Origin of the sequence: Aerococcus mictus (assembly GCF_003286595.3) — a bacterium.
Classification (GTDB): Bacteria; Bacillota; Bacilli; order Lactobacillales; family Aerococcaceae; genus Aerococcus; species Aerococcus mictus.
This window is the reverse complement of sequence record NZ_CP132985.1, coordinates 631,548-649,574: the sequence shown is the minus strand read 5'-3', so window position 1 is coordinate 649,574 and position 18,027 is coordinate 631,548. Positions and strand designations below refer to the sequence as shown.

Here is an 18,027-nt window from a genome sequence, read left to right as displayed (position 1 = left end):
TTGGGGGGACTATACACAAGTCGTTTTTATATTTCTCGTACATGAACAAAAATTTAACCAGGCATCACTAAGCCACCATCAACGTATAATATTTGACCGGTCATCATCTTACTCCAATCAGATGCTAAAAATAATACGGGACCAACTACATCTTCGACTTGAACCATTCGAGCTAAAGGAGTTGATTCAATAATCTTTTCTTTCAATATTTCTTTCGTTGTTTTTGTTGAGTCTGTTGGATAGACCAAACCTGGTGCGACACCATTCACCCTAATATTAAAGACGCCTAAGTCCTTAGCCATGCTTTTCGTATAACCAACAATGCCGGCTTTAGTAGTGATGTAATCCGCATAAGGGACAACAGGATCAGCAACCAAATTAGATACCATATTGATGATACTGCCTGAATTATTTTCCATCATAGTTTCTAAAACCGCTTGGGTGAGTAGATAAGTTGATTTTAAGCCCCCTTCTAGCTGTCTTTCATAGTCTTCCCAAGAAAGCTGCCAAACTTTCTTCCTTTTTTCTGCATCAAATTGAAAAGGAGAAAAGACATTATTTACTAAAACGTCAAGGCGACCGAAATTATCTAATGTTTTCTTAACAACCTGATGGACCCCTTCTTGCCTTGTAACATCTCCCTTAGCGAGAATGGCTTGGATGCCTTGAGAGGTACAATAGTCCGCTACCGCTCTTGCTTGCTCTTCACTTTTGCGATAATTAATGACGACATTAGCACCTGATTTTGCAAATCCTTTTGCTATTGCGGCCCCAATTCCTCGACTTGATCCACTAATTAAAACGACTTTTCCAGCCAGCAAATTACTCACTCCTTCATTTTCTAATCTCTATAGGAATTCCAGCGTTCAGAATCTCTAAGAGAAGCAGAGTCAATATCTACTATTCGAACTAATTCTCTTAGTAGGGAATAACCATCAGAATTCCAAGCTGAGTGCACTTGCATCATCGCAGATAGACTCGTTACACGAGTAACCCCTATTTTTCCCCAATGGTTAGCTATTTTAAATAAACTCTCTGTAGGAGCTGCTACCCCTACGCTCTGTAAAATGGATAATTTATTAACTAGTAAATCATCAATATCCTCCCATTGGTCTACAGCAATTACTTGTATCACGCGAGACAAAGGGGAAGGCCTGAAAGTCAATGCTTGGCTATAAGTCACTAACCAGTTCTCAGGATGAGCTGGGAAGAACTCACACCCTCCCTGCCATTCAATTTCTTCGCGCCACTGAGATCGTAAGTAAGCTTCTTCTAGCGATAACTTTCTGAGTGGATAACGATTTTCATAAGCTCTTAATTCTCCTGCTAACATGAGAGCAAATTCCCTGGGAGAAACTTGACCTCCTCCTTCCACAAAATAAATTTGAGGGGAGTAGCATCCTTGTTGATCATAATAAACGACTGCTTTAGCTGCTTCATGAACGAGATGATTTACCTTTTCAGCATTTAATAATTGATGATGAATAAGGCCAAAACTCAATTTATTGCCAAAAGCTATGAAATGACTTGTTGGTGACAGCTTTGCTTGAATAGCTGCCATGGTTTGATTATTTCCATAAGCAAGGACACAATCAGAAGCGTCAATCAGGGTTTGCTCACGCTCCTTATCTCCTCCCTGCCAGGAAACGATTGCTAATTTATTAGCCAATTTAGGCTCAATTCGAATCAGTAATTGACAAAATAAGCCAATGAAACTCGGTTCACTAGAAGATACTTTTCCAATTAGCTTCCCTTTCACTAATAAATTAGCCACTAAACTCCATAAGGGTAAAGCAGGCACATTTCCTGCCCATATATGCGCACACATTTGTGGGGCAAAAGCGCGACTATATCCCCCATGTATTCTGGGCACAAATTCTTCTAAAATATTAGGATTTTCAAAATTTTCAGCGACCCAGCGCCTTAGCTCATGTTGCCTAAAATTCAATAAAAATTTAGTCAAAGCTAAGCGTAGAATTTCTGAATCATAGCCGGTAATAATAGGAAGTATTTTTTCATATTTCTTTCTAAGAGAATTCTGGCGATCTAATAAACAAATGGTCGCCTTATCGATAGCTGCTATGGTTTCTGTTAAACTGATTTCAGAAGTATCATTTTTCATGCGTTCTATCATTATTTTTAACTGTTCAACATTAGGCGCTGGGACTTGAATCCGTATTGAATCAAATATAAGTTCACGGTTTTCAATAGCAAGATCATCTACTATAGGTGGCAAATAGCCACAGTTTATGTTAATCATGGTGACCCTCTAACCAATCTTTAGCTGCTATAGAGCAGCCCTTAGGCTCTCCATTTTTTACTCGCCCCAATAATTCAAAACCTTCTCCATGGTCAATTGCTAAGTCTCCTGTTTGAATAGCAGGGACAGAATTAATATTTGCTAAATCAATATGAACGAGTAAACCTGGTTTCCCCTGTTCAACCTCTACACCCGTCGCGGGATCGATGATTTTGTATTTTATCCAATGCGGCCCTCGTTTTAATAACAATTTGTCAAAAGCAAACTGGGTATAATATTCTGTGGATAATTCTGTCATACCATACATATTCACTGGATTTGTTCTTACCGGGAAAACCGAAAGCAGCTTTTGATAAAAAGTATCTAGCTGATAAACCTTAGAAAAATTTTTGAAGCCACCAGTATCAAATAATAGACTATCTGGATGGATCGGAAGCACTTCTCCTTGGCTTAAGGCTTCAAATAAGTGTACAAAGCTATAACTAGCTCCTAAAATAATTACTGGTTGCTTTTGATGCGCTATTAGCCATTCTTTTAAAGCAGCGACTTCTAGGCCTTTCTCAGTGATAAAATGCATGGAATCCGGCTGACCATTAGCCTTCAATATTTCTAAATAGTGAGCCAGTGAAGAGTTAGGCATCTCTTTTTCATTTGGAAAAAGAATTGCCGTAGGTAAACATTGATCAGTGACATACTGCTTAAAACCTAACAAGGCAGACAAATCATAAATTTCTAGATCTTTATGATAGTGTTTTCCACTGACTCCCGTCGTCGTCCCGCTTGTCATAAATATACGCGAACATTGTTCATGTGGTGTTGCACTCAAAAATGCATTTTTAAAGGCATCGGTTGACACTGCCGGGATGTCCTTCCAATGACCTACTTGTCTTATCCCTACAGCTCTTCTTTGACAGAATTGCTGATAATCTTGATTATGTTTATATAAATATTCAAATAAAAGTAGAGCCACATCATTAAAATTTTCTTTTTCTTCGGGATGCTCTATAAAATGTTTAATAATCTTTTTCATTTTTCCCTCCTACAAAATAAAAAGGCCACTATCCTCTTGAGTTCAAGATGACAGTAGCCTTCTCCCGTTGAATAGATTTCCCTACGCAATAACTTGATCAGGTTCTACGGGTATATTCTCAGCCATCCGGCACCCCGAATCTCAATTCACACAAATTTTATCATAGCGCTTACATAGCATCAATATGTAAGGCTTTTTTTAATGATTTCATAAAAAATGACTTGCAAGGAGGAAAGTGAGCTAAAAGTAGAAAATCCCTGATATCCATGGAAGGAATTAGGTGCGATAGACTGTCGACTGTCTACCATAGTTAGTTCATGTGGTCCAGGTCAGACTTTTGCAAGCTATTTCGATTAGGAAATTTTTAAAAAGAGGCTGGAAAAACTTTCCAACCTCTTTTCACTATATAGATATCTAAAAAGAAAATGTCATTCGAAAGCCAATCTCAGCCTTAACTTAATAAGAGCTTCCAACAAGTATCAGCAAATCGAGTGATAGTCTGAAATCTATCGGCACATTCTCTTTTTAGCAATAGAAATATTTCTATTTTTTAACTTCTCTAAATAAGCATACTTTACGTAATTTTGGACTATATTTTTTTAATTCAATACGGTCAGGGTTGTTACGACGATTTTTTTCTGTTAAGTAAATGCGTTCGCCCTTAAGTTCCGTATTTTCTAAAAGAATGTTAATACGCATTATTTTCCCTCCATCAGATCAATAATTTATCATAGATTTTTAATCATACCTTAAAAAGTCTACCATAGTTCTCAGTGCTTTTCAAACTTTTTATAAAAATGCCCTTTAATTATTTTTTATGGTAATAGGCATCCAAGACCTTGTGTCCAACAACTTCTGCTGTTTTATCATAAGCCGAGGCACTGATTTCAGGAATGACTACCGATAAGGCAATCTTAGGTTGTTCGTAAGGTGCGTAAGAAACAAAGGTCGAGTTAATTATCCCTTCGGTCCCTGTTTCCGCCGTACCAGTTTTAGCAGCAATAGTCACCGGGAAGCCTCTAAATTCATTATATGAGAGGCCTTGCGGATGGTTGGCTGCTGACCAGAAACCTTGTTGAATCCGTCCCAGTGCTTCTGGACTTAATTGTACGGCATTCAACAATTTAGGTTGGTTTTGATAAACCACTTGAGGGGTGTCAGACTCATGCTCACCATTTTCTCTGAGCACTTGTTTAAGCACATGGCTGGCATAGCGTTTACCACCGTTAGCGATAGTTGCGACATATTGGTTCAATTGCATGGGCGTATAGGTATCATATTGACCAAAAGCCAAGTCAATATAGTTACCAGGGTTCCCCCCTTCACCTTCCAGACCAGTCACCTCATTTTGTAGGTCAATGCCGGTCGAGCTTCCTAAACCAAATTGATGGTAAAAATTACGCAACTTATTACCCGTTTCTGGATCTAAACCAGCCAGGGACATCCCTGCTTCATAGTTGGGCAGGCCACCAATCGCCATGGCAGTCCGAATCATATAGACATTGGAAGACCTTGCCAGAGCCATGACATCATTAATAGGAACGGGGCTAGTATTGTGGGCTGCCCACCAGGAAGCCTTCCTTGGTGTCCCAGTAAAGTAAAGCGGTTGGTCAATAAAGATATTTTCTTGACCCGGTTTTAAGACGCCATAATGGTAACCGGCCCCAACTGTGGCCCCTTTGACTGTAGATCCCATGGTAAAGGATGAATTAATGGTTCCCAGGGCATCGTCAATGATTTCGCCATGTTCATTGCGGTATTTACCAGCCATGGCCAGGATCTCCCCGTTATTAGGGTCACTGGCTACCACATAGATGGAATTATTTTTACCGGTACTTGACCCGTGCAGGTAGCCTTCCAAAATTTCTTCAATTTTCTTTTGGAAATCTGTATCAATAGTTAATTGAACAGTGTTTCCCATGGAGCCAGGATAAGCCTTGTCGGTTCTAACGACCTCGCCCCTTTGGTTAATTTCAGTTTCGTACTTGGTCTTGGCGCCGTGCAGGGTATCTTCATGCATGGCTTCCAGGTAAGACTTACCAACCCGGTCATTGCGGGCATAACCTTGGGCCAGGTAGTATTCAGCCTTATCACTCGGCAGTCCTTCTTCTTCAGAAGTCACGCTACCGATTACTGAACGGAGTAAATCTTTTTGTGGATATTCTCTGCGCCAATCCATGGTGGTATTGACCCCAGGCATTTCATTACTATGCTCGCTGACCAGGGCAATTTCTTCATTGCTGACATCCTTGTTTTTAATCAAGGTTGGTGTGAGGGCGTAGGCCCCATTCATGCGCTTATAAATCAGAACCGCTTCGAGATCATCTCCAGAAAAATTGATATCCTCTTCAGAGACGTAGGATAATTGCTTTTCATAAAGTTCACTATCCCTTAACCGCAAGTCTTCTTCTGACATCCGCTCATTTAAGCGGTCTTGGTTGCTGGCAATCCAATAATCCTTTCGGTCTCGTTCTGTGACTTCCCCAGTATCCAAATGAATAAAACTGGCTAATTTTCGGGCAGTCTTGGCCATGTCTTCCCCCGTGACATTGGGGCCTCGAGTGTAATTAATGGCTTGGAGTCCCTCGTTATCCACCAACATCTTATGGTTACGGTCCACAATATAACCTCTAGGAACACTTTCTTCAGACATATTCTTTTCAGTCATATGGACCAGTTCTTGGAAGGCTTGACCATTAACAACCTGTAAGTAGCCTAAGCGGAAGATAAGTAGAGCAAATAAAATAAATACAATATAAAGTAAAATGTTTAGCCGATTCAGGTAATTGTGCCAATGGGGCGATTTCCGCCGTAAAGTTTTGGAATTAACCTGGGCTTGTTTTTCTCTCCCCTTGCGCTTAGCTGACTTATCAAAGTCATGCGACATGCCTTCACCTACTTTCTTTTTCTTATCATCATTAAGTGCCAACACTCACTTTCTAAAAAGCAAGTCACCTATCATTATAATCGATTTCTATGATTTTGTCTGACTGAAAGTAGACTTTTATAAATTCTTTGAAAGATCTCTTGCCCTTGCCATGTTCTGATAAATTAATTTGTGCTAAGCTAAGGTGAAATAAAGCATCTTTAAGGAGTTAGCACGGTGTCTTTAATGAAGAATTTTTCCAAAATGAATGCAGTTAAACGGTCGCTCTTATTAGCGGCCGGCCTCCCAGTTTTAATCCTGGTCTTTATTTACCTGTTTCAGGGTCTCTTTCCCTTTGGCAATCAGACGATTTTAACTGTGGACTTAGGCCAGCAATATATTGATTTCTTCCAATATTACCGGGAGACCCTGCTAGGCAATTGGCAGCAAATCTTCTACTCTTTCCAAAAGGGAATGGGAGGAGAGATGGTAGGAACTTGGACTTATTATTTAATGAGTCCCTTTAACCTCCTACTCCTCCCCTTTCCCCAAAAAGCCCTTCCCTTAGCCTGTGTCTGCCTGGTCCTAGCCAAGAGCGCAGCTGCTAGTGCTAGTTTTTTCTGGCTACTTTACAAAAATTATGGCGATCACGGCCCCTTAACCATCAGTTTTGCCTGTTTCTATAGTTTAATGGGCTATTTTTCCGCTAACCAACTCAATATCATGTGGCTAGATGGCCTGGTCTTTTTGCCTTTAATCATCCTAGGCATCCGGGACCTTATCCACCACCAAAGGAGCACTTACTATATCATTAGCCTGGCTCTCTTATTGATAGCCAATTATTATATCGGTTATATGGTTTGTCTTTTTGCTATGCTCTTCTTTCTTTATGAACTCTTTGGCGCCCAATTTACCAAGAGGCTTAAACAAGCAAAATTCTCATTCAAGCAATATTTTACTAGTGGCCTGCGCTTTATTTTGTCTTCCGTGGCAGCTGCCGGACTAGCAGCTTTCAGCCTTATTCCGACCTACTTTGCCCTGGCCCAAAGTAAAGGCAGCTACCAAGACCTTCATTTTGACTGGTCCTTTGCCTATCCACTCTGGCAGGTCATCAGCAAATTGGTGGTCGGCCCCTTTAACTTTGACCAAATGCCGGAGGGTTTACCTAATATCTTTGTCCCTTCCCTGGCCATTTTAGCGGCCCTGGTATTTTTCCTGCAAAGGCGGTTCAGCTGGCAAGAAAAACTGATGAGCTTTTTGGTCTTAGCTTTCTTACTCTTGTCCATGAATGTTAAAGCCCTAAATTTAATCTGGCATGGTTTTCAATATCCTATCTGGTACCCCTACCGTTTTTCCTTTGTCTTTTCTTTTTTCGTCCTTTACCTAGCTTATCGGACTGTAAGGCAAGTAGAACCTCTAGGTAATAAGCCAGCCATTGTGACCCTTTGCCTAATTGGTTTATCTACTCTGACCTTGGCCTTACACTACCAGGATTTTTCTTATATTAGTCCTAATAGCCTCCTTTTCTCAACAATAGCCTTTGTGTTTAGTTTTTTTGGCCTCTACTATCTCAGTCACTCCAGTATGAAAACGGCTCCCTTGCTACTTTTATCTGCCTTGGCTTTGATTGAAAGCATGACCAATACCGCTTTAACCTTAAATTCTATTTCTTACCTGAACTATGATAGCTACGCCCAGTATTTAGAAGTCAGCCAACCGCTTTTAGCTCGTTTGCAGGATGATTCCGGCGAAGATTTCTACCGCATTGCTAAGACCTTTCAACGGACTAAAAATGACCCCATGCAATTGTCCTACTATGGATTAGACCATTTTAATTCAACCATTGAAAGATCGACCACCGAGCTTTTTAAAGCTTTGGGCCAACCGACAACCACTGGTTCAGTCAATTACTCGAATGGCAGCTTGGTAACGGATAGCCTCTTTAATGTCAGGTATCTGATTAATAGTCAAGTCCAAAGCCAAAAAGAAGTGGAAGATAAGGCCTATGAGCGCCGCTTAGTTAGCCACCGCCCCGATTTCAACCATTATCCTTTAGTTGACCAGGTCCAAGGTTTTTCTGCTTTTAAGAACCCCTACGCCCTGTCGCTCGGCTTTCTGGTCAATGAAGCGATCAGTCAGATGGACTTAGTCCCTGACCAACCGATCGATAACCAAGACAAACTCTTGGCCTATCTCAATGATCAAGACGATCGAGCGACTAAGGACAGCTCTCTGGATTTCTTCCAGGTCAGAGACTTTAAGCGAATGGATTTAACTAACCTAGAAAGTGATGAACCCAGTCGGATTAATACCAGCTACCATAAGAAGGACCTAGAGAGTAAAAGTTTTATCGACTTTACCCTAAAAATTGATAGCAAGCACGCCTACTACCTGACTGTACCAGGGGATTTATCGGAGGACGATGTGACATATTACTTAGATGGCAAAAAGCTAAACTATGATAAAAGTTACAATTCTACCCAAGTCTTTAATATCGCCAACCAATCCAGCCCAGGAGAAAGGATTTTTACCATCGAGGTAAAAGCGGATAGTATCAACCTTTCCCAGCTCAACCTCTATTCTTTAGCTAACCAAACTTTCGATCAGGTGATGAGTAACGTGGCGGATCAAAAACTTCATATTAGCCGCTTCGCTGATAACCACATCAAAGGACGCTTTGAAGGCAAAACACATGACCAAGCTCTCCTCCTTACCATCCCCTATAATGAAGGCTGGCGGGCCCAGGTCAACGGTAAAAAAGTCAATTTGGAACCAGTTTTAGACCGGAGTATGATGGTCATTAAAGAAATCCCCCAAGGAGAAAATCAACTAGAACTCCGTTTTTGTCCTCAAGGATTAACCTTAGGTATAGTTATTTCCCTATCCCATGTCCTTGTTCTGTGCATGCTTTACCGAATCAAACGGAAATAGAACAATTAGAAAATGCATCCAATCCTCGTTTTGAAGGGATGCATTTTTTGCTTGATGAATATTATTTCTCTCCAGCTTTTTGCCAGAGCACACAGGTGAAACTTGGGCTAGCGGATTTCGCATACTTGGCTTCCTGACTGGCTAAATCAAGATCAACATCTGGGTGGACAGGGAGATATAGCCCTTCGCGATAGCCAAGAACCTGCTTAGGGTAATATTGGATAAAGTCTTGGGTATCTCGGAAATGGGCATAATTATAAATGGAATCTTTTTTCTCTTGATAGTATTGCCCCCAGTCTCCCGACTCAGTAATGGAACCGATTAAAAGATAGCCTCCCGGCTTTAATAAGTCAAAGCATGAAGCAATAAAGGCTTCTAAATCCGCAATAAATTCAATAGCAGTCATGGAAAAAATCAGGTCAAAAGTTTCCTTAGGGAGATCCAAGTGATTCATATCCATCTTTTGAAAGCTAATAGGCAAGTCTAGTGCTTCAGCTTTTCCTTTTGCTTCTTTTAACATTTGGCTGGAAATATCGATCGCTTGCACTTGAGCCCCCGCTTGAGCCAGGCGGACACTATAATTGCCTGTGCCACAACCTGCATCTAAGACCGACATGCCTGCCTGAACATCAACTAAGGCAAAAGCCAGGTCCGCTTCAATCTGATCGACAAAAGCCCCGACTTCTCCGTGATACCAGCTATCATAATCTCCTGCTAGGTCATCAAATAAGGCCATTGACTTCACCTCCTTTACTCAATATAGTTTATTTTATCCTATTTATTGATAAAATGGTGCTGGTAAGAGCTTTTTAACCAGGCTAGAGTCTTTAAATATTAGTAAAAAAGCGATTTTCTAAGCGGACTCGGTTAATTTTTTGCTATACTAAACTGATGCAAAGACTGTTTAATGAGGAGGAAAATTTTGAAAACCTTACGTTTATTCTTTGATAGTATCTTTCGCTTTAAAGATACACTTGTGGCTTTTTATATGACTTTGAAGCATAAATTAGTCTACATTTTATTATTGAGCCTAGTGATGACCCTACCGGCTATCCAACCCAGCTACCAGCTACTTCATACGGTGAGAGGCAATGGGGCTAGCATTATCCAATCCATACCCGATTTTACGATTGAAAATAACCAACTAGTCAGTGAAAAGGACCAGGCCTTTATCAATAAGACTGATTTCTTAAACTATGTCTATAACCCCAAAGACCAAATCAGTCAAGAAGACCTTAAAAAAATCGATTCATCAGCCCTAACCATTTATACAAACCCGAAAAATATCACATTCTCCTTTATTGGTCAGCAACAAAGCTTTCCTTATGCTGACTTTAGCACGGACTTAGATAGCCAAGGGCAAAAGCAAATTATCCAAAGCCTGACACAATTCCAACCTTGGGTCTATCTCTTAGTCTTTTTAGGGATTTTCCTATTTAATAGCTTACAGGTAAGTCTATTGGCCCTAGTGATTGCCTTGTTTATGGCACCCATGGCTATTACCCGTAAATTGCAATTGACCCTTGGCAAGCGCTATAATTTTGCCTTAACGGCCATGACCTTCCCTCTAGTCCTTATCCAATTGGTTCATCTCTTTGGCTACCAGGTAACCTTTTCCTTTTACATCATCCTCTTTACTGCTTTAATCCGTATCTGGGCCTTTACCAAACAAATTAAAGTGGTAAAGATTGATCCTAAGCAATGGGAAGCCAATAAAGATCAAGTGAAAAACGATAAGAACTTGGTAAACTTAGACAAACAAGAAGAAGAGACTAACCGAGAACAAAAAGATGACCCTGACCATTCCAATAAAAATGATGACTAAAAAATGCGCTCCTGTGAGCGCATTTTTTTAACGGTTGTTTTCTTTATTTTGCTTGCGTTTTTGCCGAGCAACTTGTCTTTGTTTTTTATTATATTTGTCCCGTTTATAAGACTTAATTTGGCGGTCAAGTTTTTTCTTATAGCCGGGTTTAACTTTTCTTTTCTTATTGCGGTTTATCATTCCCCTAATGACATGGTCCGTTTCCTCTTGGTGGCGGTCTTTTCTTAATTGCCGTTCCTTATGGTCTTTGACTGCGACCCATTGACCGTTTTTAATGTCTTTAATCTCAAAGTGGATCCCACGATCTTCTAACCAGCGAATCGCATTTTCTTGGTCAGGATGGTAGAAGGTTAAGGCAATGCCCTTCATTCCTTGCCGCCCTGTACGGCCTACCCGGTGGATAAAGAATTCTAACTCCTTAGGAATATCATAGTTGACCACATGGGAGACCCCTTCAATGTCAATCCCGCGGGCAGCTAGATCCGTAGCCACCACATATTGATAATCGAGGTGTTGGATTTGACGCATCACCCGCCGCCGTTCACGACTGTCGAGGTCGCCGTGCAACTTAGCTACCGATAGCCCCCATTGCTTGAGTTTTAAATAAAGTTGGTCCACTTCCTCAATAGTATTTGCAAAAATAAGGACCAAATAGGGTTCGCCCATGGTTAAGACTTGCTTGAGCAGGTCATCTTTGGACCGCCCTCTTAAGGGGAGTAAGATATTGGTAATGGTTGGGGAGATCAGCTTTTCGTTGGCCACTTGGATCCATTCTGGATGTTCCAAATACTTTCTAAGGAAGGGACGTAATTTCTCTGGGATTGTAGCAGAGAAGACGTAAATCTTCAAATCATCGGGCATCCGACTGGCGATTTGGTCAACCGTATGCAAGAAGCCCATATCCAAAGTCATATCCGCCTCATCCACCACAAAGTGTTCTACTTTATGGACATTGATCGACCCTTCAGTCACTAAGTCTAATAAGCGACCCGGAGTTCCAATCACCACTTGTGGGTCTTGATTTTCTAAACGTTCTTTTTGCCGCTTGGTGTCGGTCCCCCCATAGGCTCTTTCAATATGAAAATCAAAGTCACTATCACCAACAAGCTGTTGGGCGGTTTGGTATAACTGGTCGGCTAATTCCCGGCTCGGTGCCGTGATGACTAATTGGGTATAATTAGCCGGTTTTAATTGGTCGATTAAGGGGAGCAAGAAAGCATGGGACTTGCCTGATCCGGTTTGACTTTGGGCAACTAGGCTTTTTCCAGCTTGAATAACGGGAATAACTTTCTTTTGAATCGGGGTAGGTTCTTTAAAGGCTAATTTCTCTAGGGCTGCCTCAATAAAAGGCTGGAAATGGTATTCTTTAAATGACATAAAATTCTCCTTTAGCTTTTAAGACTTAAGCGATGATTGTTAGATTAAAATACAGCTTGCCAAGCCAACGACTAGTGGTTATAATTTAGGGTTTATAAAGGCCTGCTAGCCAGATTGCATTCAGCTGATAGACATTCTATAATAAAACCACTCTGTAAATGAAAAATGAAAGGACTTATCACAATGGACCAACAAGTTTCGGGAATCATTGTCCTCTTTGGGGCATCCGGTGACCTCGCCCAACGGAAATTATATCCCTCTTTATTTCACCTCTACCAACAAGGCTGGCTAAGCCAGCGTTTTGCCTTGATCGGCACTTCTCGTCGCCCTTGGACAGATGCACATTATCATGAGATCATCGTTGAATCAATTATTAACTACACCAAGGATGACAGTTTGAGAGCAGTGGCTAGTGAATTTGCCAAGCATTTTTATTATATCTCAAATGATGCTTCACAAACAGAGGATTATATCCTACTCAAGGACAAAATGCTAGACCTGCAAAAGCAATATCAAACTGATAAGAACTTTCTTTATTACTTATCCATTGCCCCTAGTCTCTTTGAGATCACTTCACACCACTTAAAGAAAACTGGAATTATTGATATTCCTGGTAACCATCGGGTGATTTTAGAAAAGCCCTTTGGTGTTGACCTGGCTTCTGCTCAATCACTCAATCAGGCCCTTAATATCTCCTTTGCCGAAAGTGATATTTACCGGATTGACCACTATGTCGGCAAGGAAAGTGTCCTAAATATTTGGGCAACCCGCCAGTACAATCCCTTTTTCGAAGCCATCTGGAACCACAACTATATTGACCACTTCCAAGTGACCCTATCAGAAGATTTACCAGTTGGTAGTCGGGGGGGCTATTATGACCAAACTGGAGCCCTCTTAGATATGTTCCAAAACCATATCCTACAAGTCATCTCCTTTGTAGGCATGGATTTACCCAGCTCACAAGACGACCTCCATCCTAAGAAAGAAGCCTTTTTAAGAGAAATTCCTTCTTTTGACCTCGAAAGTGTCCAAACTAATATTGTCCGGGGCCAATATGGTCAAGCAGAAGATGGCAGTGAGCCGGCCTATCGTGACCTGGAAGGTGTTCGTGAAGACAGCAGTACCGAAACCTTTGTCGCTGGTAAGTTCCGCATCAACAATGACCGCTGGCAGGGAACCCCCTTTTATTTCCGAACGGGTAAGGCACTCAGCAGCGGAAAATATACCACTGTGGAAGCGGTCCTCAAGGATAACTTGTCGACCTGCGATTCCCCTAACCGGATGACCTTTGTGATTACCCCTGAATACGGCTTAGAAGTCTCCATGAATCAAAAAGCCTTTAAAGGTGGCTTTAAACCGCAAACCATGCGCATGCTGCCCGATAAGGAAATCCTCGAATCTCGGGTAGCCAGTGAATCCTACGAAATTCTCATCTACTACGCCTTCCTTGGTAATCAGATGCTATTTACCACCTGGGACGAGCTCAAAGAACAATGGCGGATCGCCGACTCCATTAAGGATGCCTGGTCACAACTTGATCCCCCTGCCTTTCCTAACTACCCCGCTATGACTAAAGGCCCCGAAGCCGCCAAAGACCTCATCGAAAGCGACGGTCGCCGCTGGATCAACCCTCAATACTAAGAAAGAGTGCGACAGTCACAACAAAGGACGAAAGCACTGGAGAAAACTGGGATAAGCTCAGTGAAGCTGAGCGTTACCAGTTTTTGAAGTGGACGTTCGTCCTGTGACTGGAGCAGGTTTGAATAGAGTGTGACAAGCGCAAAAAGAGGGGAGAGAGCTACGCATACTATATCTGTAACTCGCTTTGCTTCGAACAGCTATAGCAATTGGAAGGAGTGCGCAGTAAATCCTCAAAGAGGATTTGCAAGGACTTCTGAAATGGAGCTCACCTCGCGCTTGGAACAGGTTTGGTAAGGATGTGAGGAAGGATCAGGGAGGGAGATTCCTTGGAGGAAAAGATGAAAAGAGCAGCAAAGCTGATCGTTCAACTTTTCTGAAAGGACATCCCCTACCCCTTCCGAACTCAACTAAAGAGTGCGACAGTCACAAGAAAGGACGAAAGCACTGCACACACAATATCTGAAAAAGAGGCTGCAAGATTAGATTGCAGCCTCTTTTAAAATATTCAGCTTTAGGAAGATTAGTCTCAAGGTATAGAAAACCTTCCTTAACCGAGCCTAAAACTATTCCTTATTGCCCTTTTCTCTTAAATAATTTTTAGCGGCTTGATTCAATTCTGCCACAATATCTTGGCACTCTGCTTTGGAATAGGCATTGGCGCCTGATGCCTTGGCATGACCACCGCCTTCATGGGCTTGGGCAATCTGATTAATTGCTGGGCCTTTACTACGAATGCGACAACGCATGGATCCATCAGACTTTTCAACAAAGATTACCCAGGCCAGCACCCCCTGGATAGATCCCGGTGTTTGCACAATATTATGGGATTCCGCCTCAGTCACTCCCAAATTCTTTAAGACTTCTTGACTGATGAAGACCGCATTAACCAAACCATCTTCGCTTAATTTAAAGTTTTCTAGAACATAGCCTTTCAAGCGCGCTTGGCCCATGGTTTCAGTTAAGGAAGCCTGCATGCGTTCGCTGGCTGGGAAATCGTATTTACGTAATTCGGTGGCAATAGCCATGGTTTTTACTGAGGTATTATCATATAGGAAACGCCCAGTATCGCCCACGATGCCTAAGAACAAATATTCCGCTCCCTGGTCAGTCATAGTAAAAGTCTCCGGATAACTTAAAAGAATATCCGCCCAAATTTCACTGGCCGCACTAGCCTCTGGCAGGACATAGTTGATATCCCCATAGCTATCATGGTTAGGATGGTGGTCCACTTTAATCACCATTTTGGCTTTTTGATAACGTTGGTCATCAATACGTTCGGTGTTGGCCGTATCATTTATAATGACTAAGGCCTCTGAGTAAAGTTCATCAGGGATGTCATCCATTTGGCCAAAATTAGCCAAGGACGGCTCATCTTCCCCAGCAGCATAAATTTTTTTCTCAGGATAAGTGGCTTCTAAGACAGCCTTGAGTCCCATTTGTGATCCCAGGGCATCTGGGTCTGGGTTGACATGGCGGTGGATAATTATTGTTTCATAGTCTTTAATGGCTTGAATGATATCACTAATCATAAGTTTTCACTCTTTCTATATGGCTTCTTACTGTCTAAATAAGTTAACAGATATAATGGCTTGGGCAATATTTAATTGCTGGTAGTAGACTTTAATACTTATCTTACAATTTTGTCTACTATGGTAAAGCATTTCAGGATAGATTTGAATGGATTTGTCGCAGTCAACAGCGGCAAAGTAATAGTAATTCATTGATTCAATAATGGCTAACTCTCCGATAGCGTCTTTCACATAGCGACAAGTTGCCACATTGATCAGGGTGGCTAGAAGACTCTCCGATAGGGTCCCCAGGTGGTTAGCAAAAGACCCATCACTTTGGAAGGTATAAAACAACTCCGACCGGTCACTGGCCGCGCGTTTGAGCTTATCGTTTAATAGAATCTCTAAGCGGTAATCTTTGTAGGCAGCGTTTTCGTTAAACTGCATGGTATAGAGGACATCTTGCCGGGACATAATTCCCACTAACTTGCCCTGGTCATCAACCACAGGCGCCATTTCTAAATTATCCCACAGCATGAGCTGGGTTATACTGGCCACACTCATTTTTAATTTAGCTACCAAGGGCGAAGGGGTCATCACTTCAACAATAGGGGTATCCGCATTAGCATCGAGAATATCCTTAGCTGCAATGACCCCCACCACTTCATAGTTATGATTGAGAACAGGAAAACGCGTATGGTTAGACTCTTCATTCAACTGTCGGTAGCGGCTCACCTTGTCGTCTTGGAAGAGAAACTTGACCCGGTCTAGGGGGACATAAATATCTTCAACCAGGACAATATTTTGTTGAATCGCCCGCTCAACCAAAACCTTGTTAATAATCTTAACCGTCGAATAGGAGTCAAAGCTCACGCCAAGCAAAGGGATCTGGCGTTGGTTAGCCAAGTCGACCATCCTTTGACTCGGGCTAAAGCCCCCAGAAATAATAACAGGAACATCGTGGGATAAGGCCAGTTCTTGGACATTGTCTCGGTTCCCCGTGATCATCAGGAGGTTCGGTTTCAAATAGCTAGCAATCGAAGAGACCTTCATGGCTCCAATGATAAAGTCACGGATCATATAGTCCAGTCCCTGTTCACCGCCAAAGACCTTCGCATTGGTTAAAGAGACGACTTCGCCTACTGACATGGCTTGGTATTTAGGACTTTCCGCCTCTTCAACCCGGACTGTCCCTACCCGGTCTATGGTTTGAACGAGGCCGCGGTTCTCCGCCTCCTTAATCCCCCGGTAGGCTGTCCCTTGAGACACGTCCAGGTTGCGTGCTAGACTCCTGACCGAAATGCTGTGGTCGACGGGGAGGTCTTTTATATATTGAATTACTTGTTCATGCTTAGTAGTCATTTTTCTTCCTCTTCGTTCACTAATACAAGGGTAGCCGAATATTTTCAAAATCCACGGTTAATAAATCACTCAAGGTTATACCTAGTAATCGAACCCCTTGACTAACATCACCATATTGTTCCCACAAGTCTTGGGCATGAAAATAAATATCATCATAAGAATTAATCGGATCCTTCAAGGCCCGTTGGCGGGTGGTAGTTTCAAAATTGCCATAGCGAAATTTCAAAGTCACAGTTTGCCCTTGAATATTTTTGTCTTGCAGGCTATTGGCCACTTTTTGGGCGAGATGTCTTAAGACTTCATTAACTTGGTCATCGTGGTATAGGAAGGGATATAGGGTCGTTTCCGTGCCATTAGACTTACGACTAGTCCGTGCTTTAACGGGACGGTCATCCACTCCCCTAACCCGCTCATATAGGACAATACCCGCCTTACCGAAATAATTAATACAATCCTCTTGGGACAATTGCTTGAGATCTTTTCCCTTATAAATATTTAACTCATGCATTTTTTCACTGGTGCGCTTACCAATACCGTAAAACTTTTCAATGGGAAGCTCTTCTAAAAAGGCAAGCGCCCGTTTTGGAGTAATAATGGTCATGCCATGAGGTTTATGAAAATCAGAGGCTAATTTGGCGATAAATTTATTATAGGATACCCCAATACTACAGGTAAGGCCCAGTTTATGATAGATATCCTTTTGAATCCGTTCAGCCACGTCCATGGCATAGAGGAGTTGGTAGTGGTTGTTAGTCACATCCAGAAAAGCCTCGTCGATTGAGAGAGGTTCAATAATATCAGTATATTCACGGAAGACATCACGGACCTCTTCACCGACTTTGCGGTAATAGTCCTTATTGCCCTTAACAAAGTAAGCTTGGGGGCATAGGCGGTAGGCTTCACTAGCACTCATGGCAGAATGCACGCCGAATTTTCGCGCTTCATAGCTCGCCGTTGCCACTACACCCTTGCCACTGTTTTCTTTAGGATGCTGGGCTATAATGACCGGTTTACCCCGGAGATGGGGATGGTCACGTTGTTCAATTGAAGCATAGAAGGCATCCATATCCACGTGAAGAATTTTTCTTGAAGGATCGATTTTAGGCTCCCTAAATTCTAAAACACCAATACGACGCATAAGTCACCTCCTCGTCTCCTTAATAAAATTATCATAGCATAAATTCGGCCCCTGCTTTCATGATGGCGCTTTTGCAAGCCAAAATAAAA

General features: G+C 42.0%; 13 protein-coding genes and 1 riboswitch. Of the genes, 3 read left to right on the top strand and 10 right to left on the bottom strand.

Annotated elements, in window-relative coordinates; all coding sequences use genetic code 11:
* Positions 1-53 precede the first annotated feature (53 nt).
* From DBT49_RS03030 to DBT49_RS03010, 5 genes are all read right to left on the bottom strand, one after another.
* The gene (locus tag DBT49_RS03030; protein ID WP_070559399.1) at positions 54-821 is read right to left on the bottom strand and encodes an SDR family oxidoreductase; all 768 of its coding nucleotides are present in this window, start codon (positions 819-821) and stop codon (positions 54-56) included.
* A 20-nt stretch (positions 822-841) separates the two neighbouring features.
* On the bottom strand, positions 842-2,260 hold the full coding sequence (locus DBT49_RS03025; RefSeq protein WP_111872392.1) for an acyl-CoA reductase: 1,419 nt from the start codon (positions 2,258-2,260) through the stop codon (positions 842-844).
* Complete coding sequence (locus DBT49_RS03020; protein ID WP_070559403.1) at positions 2,253-3,290, bottom strand: LuxE/PaaK family acyltransferase; 1,038 nt, start codon at positions 3,288-3,290, stop codon at positions 2,253-2,255. Before DBT49_RS03020 ends, DBT49_RS03025 begins: the two co-directional genes overlap by 8 nt.
* A gap of 61 nt (positions 3,291-3,351) precedes the next feature.
* A riboswitch (TPP riboswitch) is annotated at positions 3,352-3,437 on the bottom strand.
* Positions 3,438-3,833: 396 nt separating this feature from the next.
* Entirely contained in the window at positions 3,834-3,989 is a 156-nt protein-coding gene (gene rpmG / locus DBT49_RS03015) for a 50S ribosomal protein L33 (RefSeq protein ID WP_013670055.1), read from the bottom strand.
* Positions 3,990-4,098: 109 nt separating this feature from the next.
* Positions 4,099-6,219, bottom strand: a complete 2,121-nt coding sequence (locus tag DBT49_RS03010) for a penicillin-binding transpeptidase domain-containing protein (protein WP_111827331.1) — start codon at positions 6,217-6,219, stop codon at positions 4,099-4,101.
* Positions 6,220-6,402: 183 nt separating this feature from the next.
* Between DBT49_RS03010 and DBT49_RS03005 the strand changes: the two genes are divergently transcribed.
* Positions 6,403-9,087 carry a YfhO family protein gene (locus DBT49_RS03005; RefSeq protein ID WP_070559428.1) on the top strand — a complete coding sequence of 895 codons (2,685 nt, stop codon included), beginning with the start codon at positions 6,403-6,405 and terminating at the stop codon, positions 9,085-9,087.
* Between the two features lie 61 nt (positions 9,088-9,148).
* Here the strand turns inward: DBT49_RS03005 and DBT49_RS03000 are convergent, their stop codons facing one another.
* Entirely contained in the window at positions 9,149-9,823 is a 675-nt protein-coding gene (locus tag DBT49_RS03000; protein ID WP_070559405.1) for a class I SAM-dependent methyltransferase, read from the bottom strand.
* 186 nt (positions 9,824-10,009) lie between these two features.
* On the opposite strand from DBT49_RS03000, the gene DBT49_RS02995 reads away from it, so the two are divergent.
* The gene (locus DBT49_RS02995; protein ID WP_070559407.1) at positions 10,010-10,912 is read left to right on the top strand and encodes a DUF1189 family protein; all 903 of its coding nucleotides are present in this window, start codon (positions 10,010-10,012) and stop codon (positions 10,910-10,912) included.
* A 27-nt stretch (positions 10,913-10,939) separates the two neighbouring features.
* On the opposite strand, the gene DBT49_RS02990 is transcribed toward DBT49_RS02995, so the two are convergent.
* Complete coding sequence (locus tag DBT49_RS02990; RefSeq protein WP_070559409.1) at positions 10,940-12,289, bottom strand: DEAD/DEAH box helicase; 1,350 nt, start codon at positions 12,287-12,289, stop codon at positions 10,940-10,942.
* A gap of 183 nt (positions 12,290-12,472) precedes the next feature.
* Here DBT49_RS02990 and zwf point away from each other — a divergent pair, with 183 nt between their 5' ends.
* Positions 12,473-13,930, top strand: a complete 1,458-nt coding sequence (zwf, locus tag DBT49_RS02985) for a glucose-6-phosphate dehydrogenase (protein WP_070559410.1) — start codon at positions 12,473-12,475, stop codon at positions 13,928-13,930.
* Between the two features lie 563 nt (positions 13,931-14,493).
* Here the strand turns inward: zwf and DBT49_RS02980 are convergent.
* From DBT49_RS02980 to dinB, 3 genes are read right to left on the bottom strand one after another with little or no spacing between them, the layout of a single operon-like run.
* Entirely contained in the window at positions 14,494-15,456 is a 963-nt protein-coding gene (locus tag DBT49_RS02980; RefSeq protein WP_070558690.1) for a DHH family phosphoesterase, read from the bottom strand.
* Positions 15,457-15,486: 30 nt separating this feature from the next.
* Complete coding sequence (locus DBT49_RS02975) at positions 15,487-16,800, bottom strand: DRTGG domain-containing protein (RefSeq protein WP_070558421.1); 1,314 nt, start codon at positions 16,798-16,800, stop codon at positions 15,487-15,489.
* 19 nt (positions 16,801-16,819) lie between these two features.
* Positions 16,820-17,938, bottom strand: a complete 1,119-nt coding sequence (dinB, locus tag DBT49_RS02970) for a DNA polymerase IV (RefSeq protein ID WP_070558423.1) — start codon at positions 17,936-17,938, stop codon at positions 16,820-16,822.
* Positions 17,939-18,027: the final 89 nt, after the last annotated feature.

What these genes read in the sequence shown, in the direction of transcription:
- DBT49_RS03025 (WP_111872392.1), bottom strand. Translation starts at nt 2,260, where the DNA reads ATGATTAACATAAACTGTGGCTATTTGCCACCTATAGTAGATGATCTT.
- DBT49_RS03020 (WP_070559403.1), bottom strand. Translation starts at nt 3,290, where the DNA reads ATGAAAAAGATTATTAAACATTTTATAGAGCATCCCGAAGAAAAAGAA.
- rpmG (WP_013670055.1), bottom strand. Translation starts at nt 3,989, where the DNA reads ATGCGTATTAACATTCTTTTAGAAAATACGGAACTTAAGGGCGAACGC.
- DBT49_RS03005 (WP_070559428.1), top strand. Translation starts at nt 6,403, where the DNA reads ATGAAGAATTTTTCCAAAATGAATGCAGTTAAACGGTCGCTCTTATTA.
- DBT49_RS03000 (WP_070559405.1), bottom strand. Translation starts at nt 9,823, where the DNA reads ATGGCCTTATTTGATGACCTAGCAGGAGATTATGATAGCTGGTATCAC.
- DBT49_RS02990 (WP_070559409.1), bottom strand. Translation starts at nt 12,289, where the DNA reads ATGTCATTTAAAGAATACCATTTCCAGCCTTTTATTGAGGCAGCCCTA.
- zwf (WP_070559410.1), top strand. Translation starts at nt 12,473, where the DNA reads ATGGACCAACAAGTTTCGGGAATCATTGTCCTCTTTGGGGCATCCGGT.
- DBT49_RS02975 (WP_070558421.1), bottom strand. Translation starts at nt 16,800, where the DNA reads ATGACTACTAAGCATGAACAAGTAATTCAATATATAAAAGACCTCCCC.
- dinB (WP_070558423.1), bottom strand. Translation starts at nt 17,938, where the DNA reads ATGCGTCGTATTGGTGTTTTAGAATTTAGGGAGCCTAAAATCGATCCT.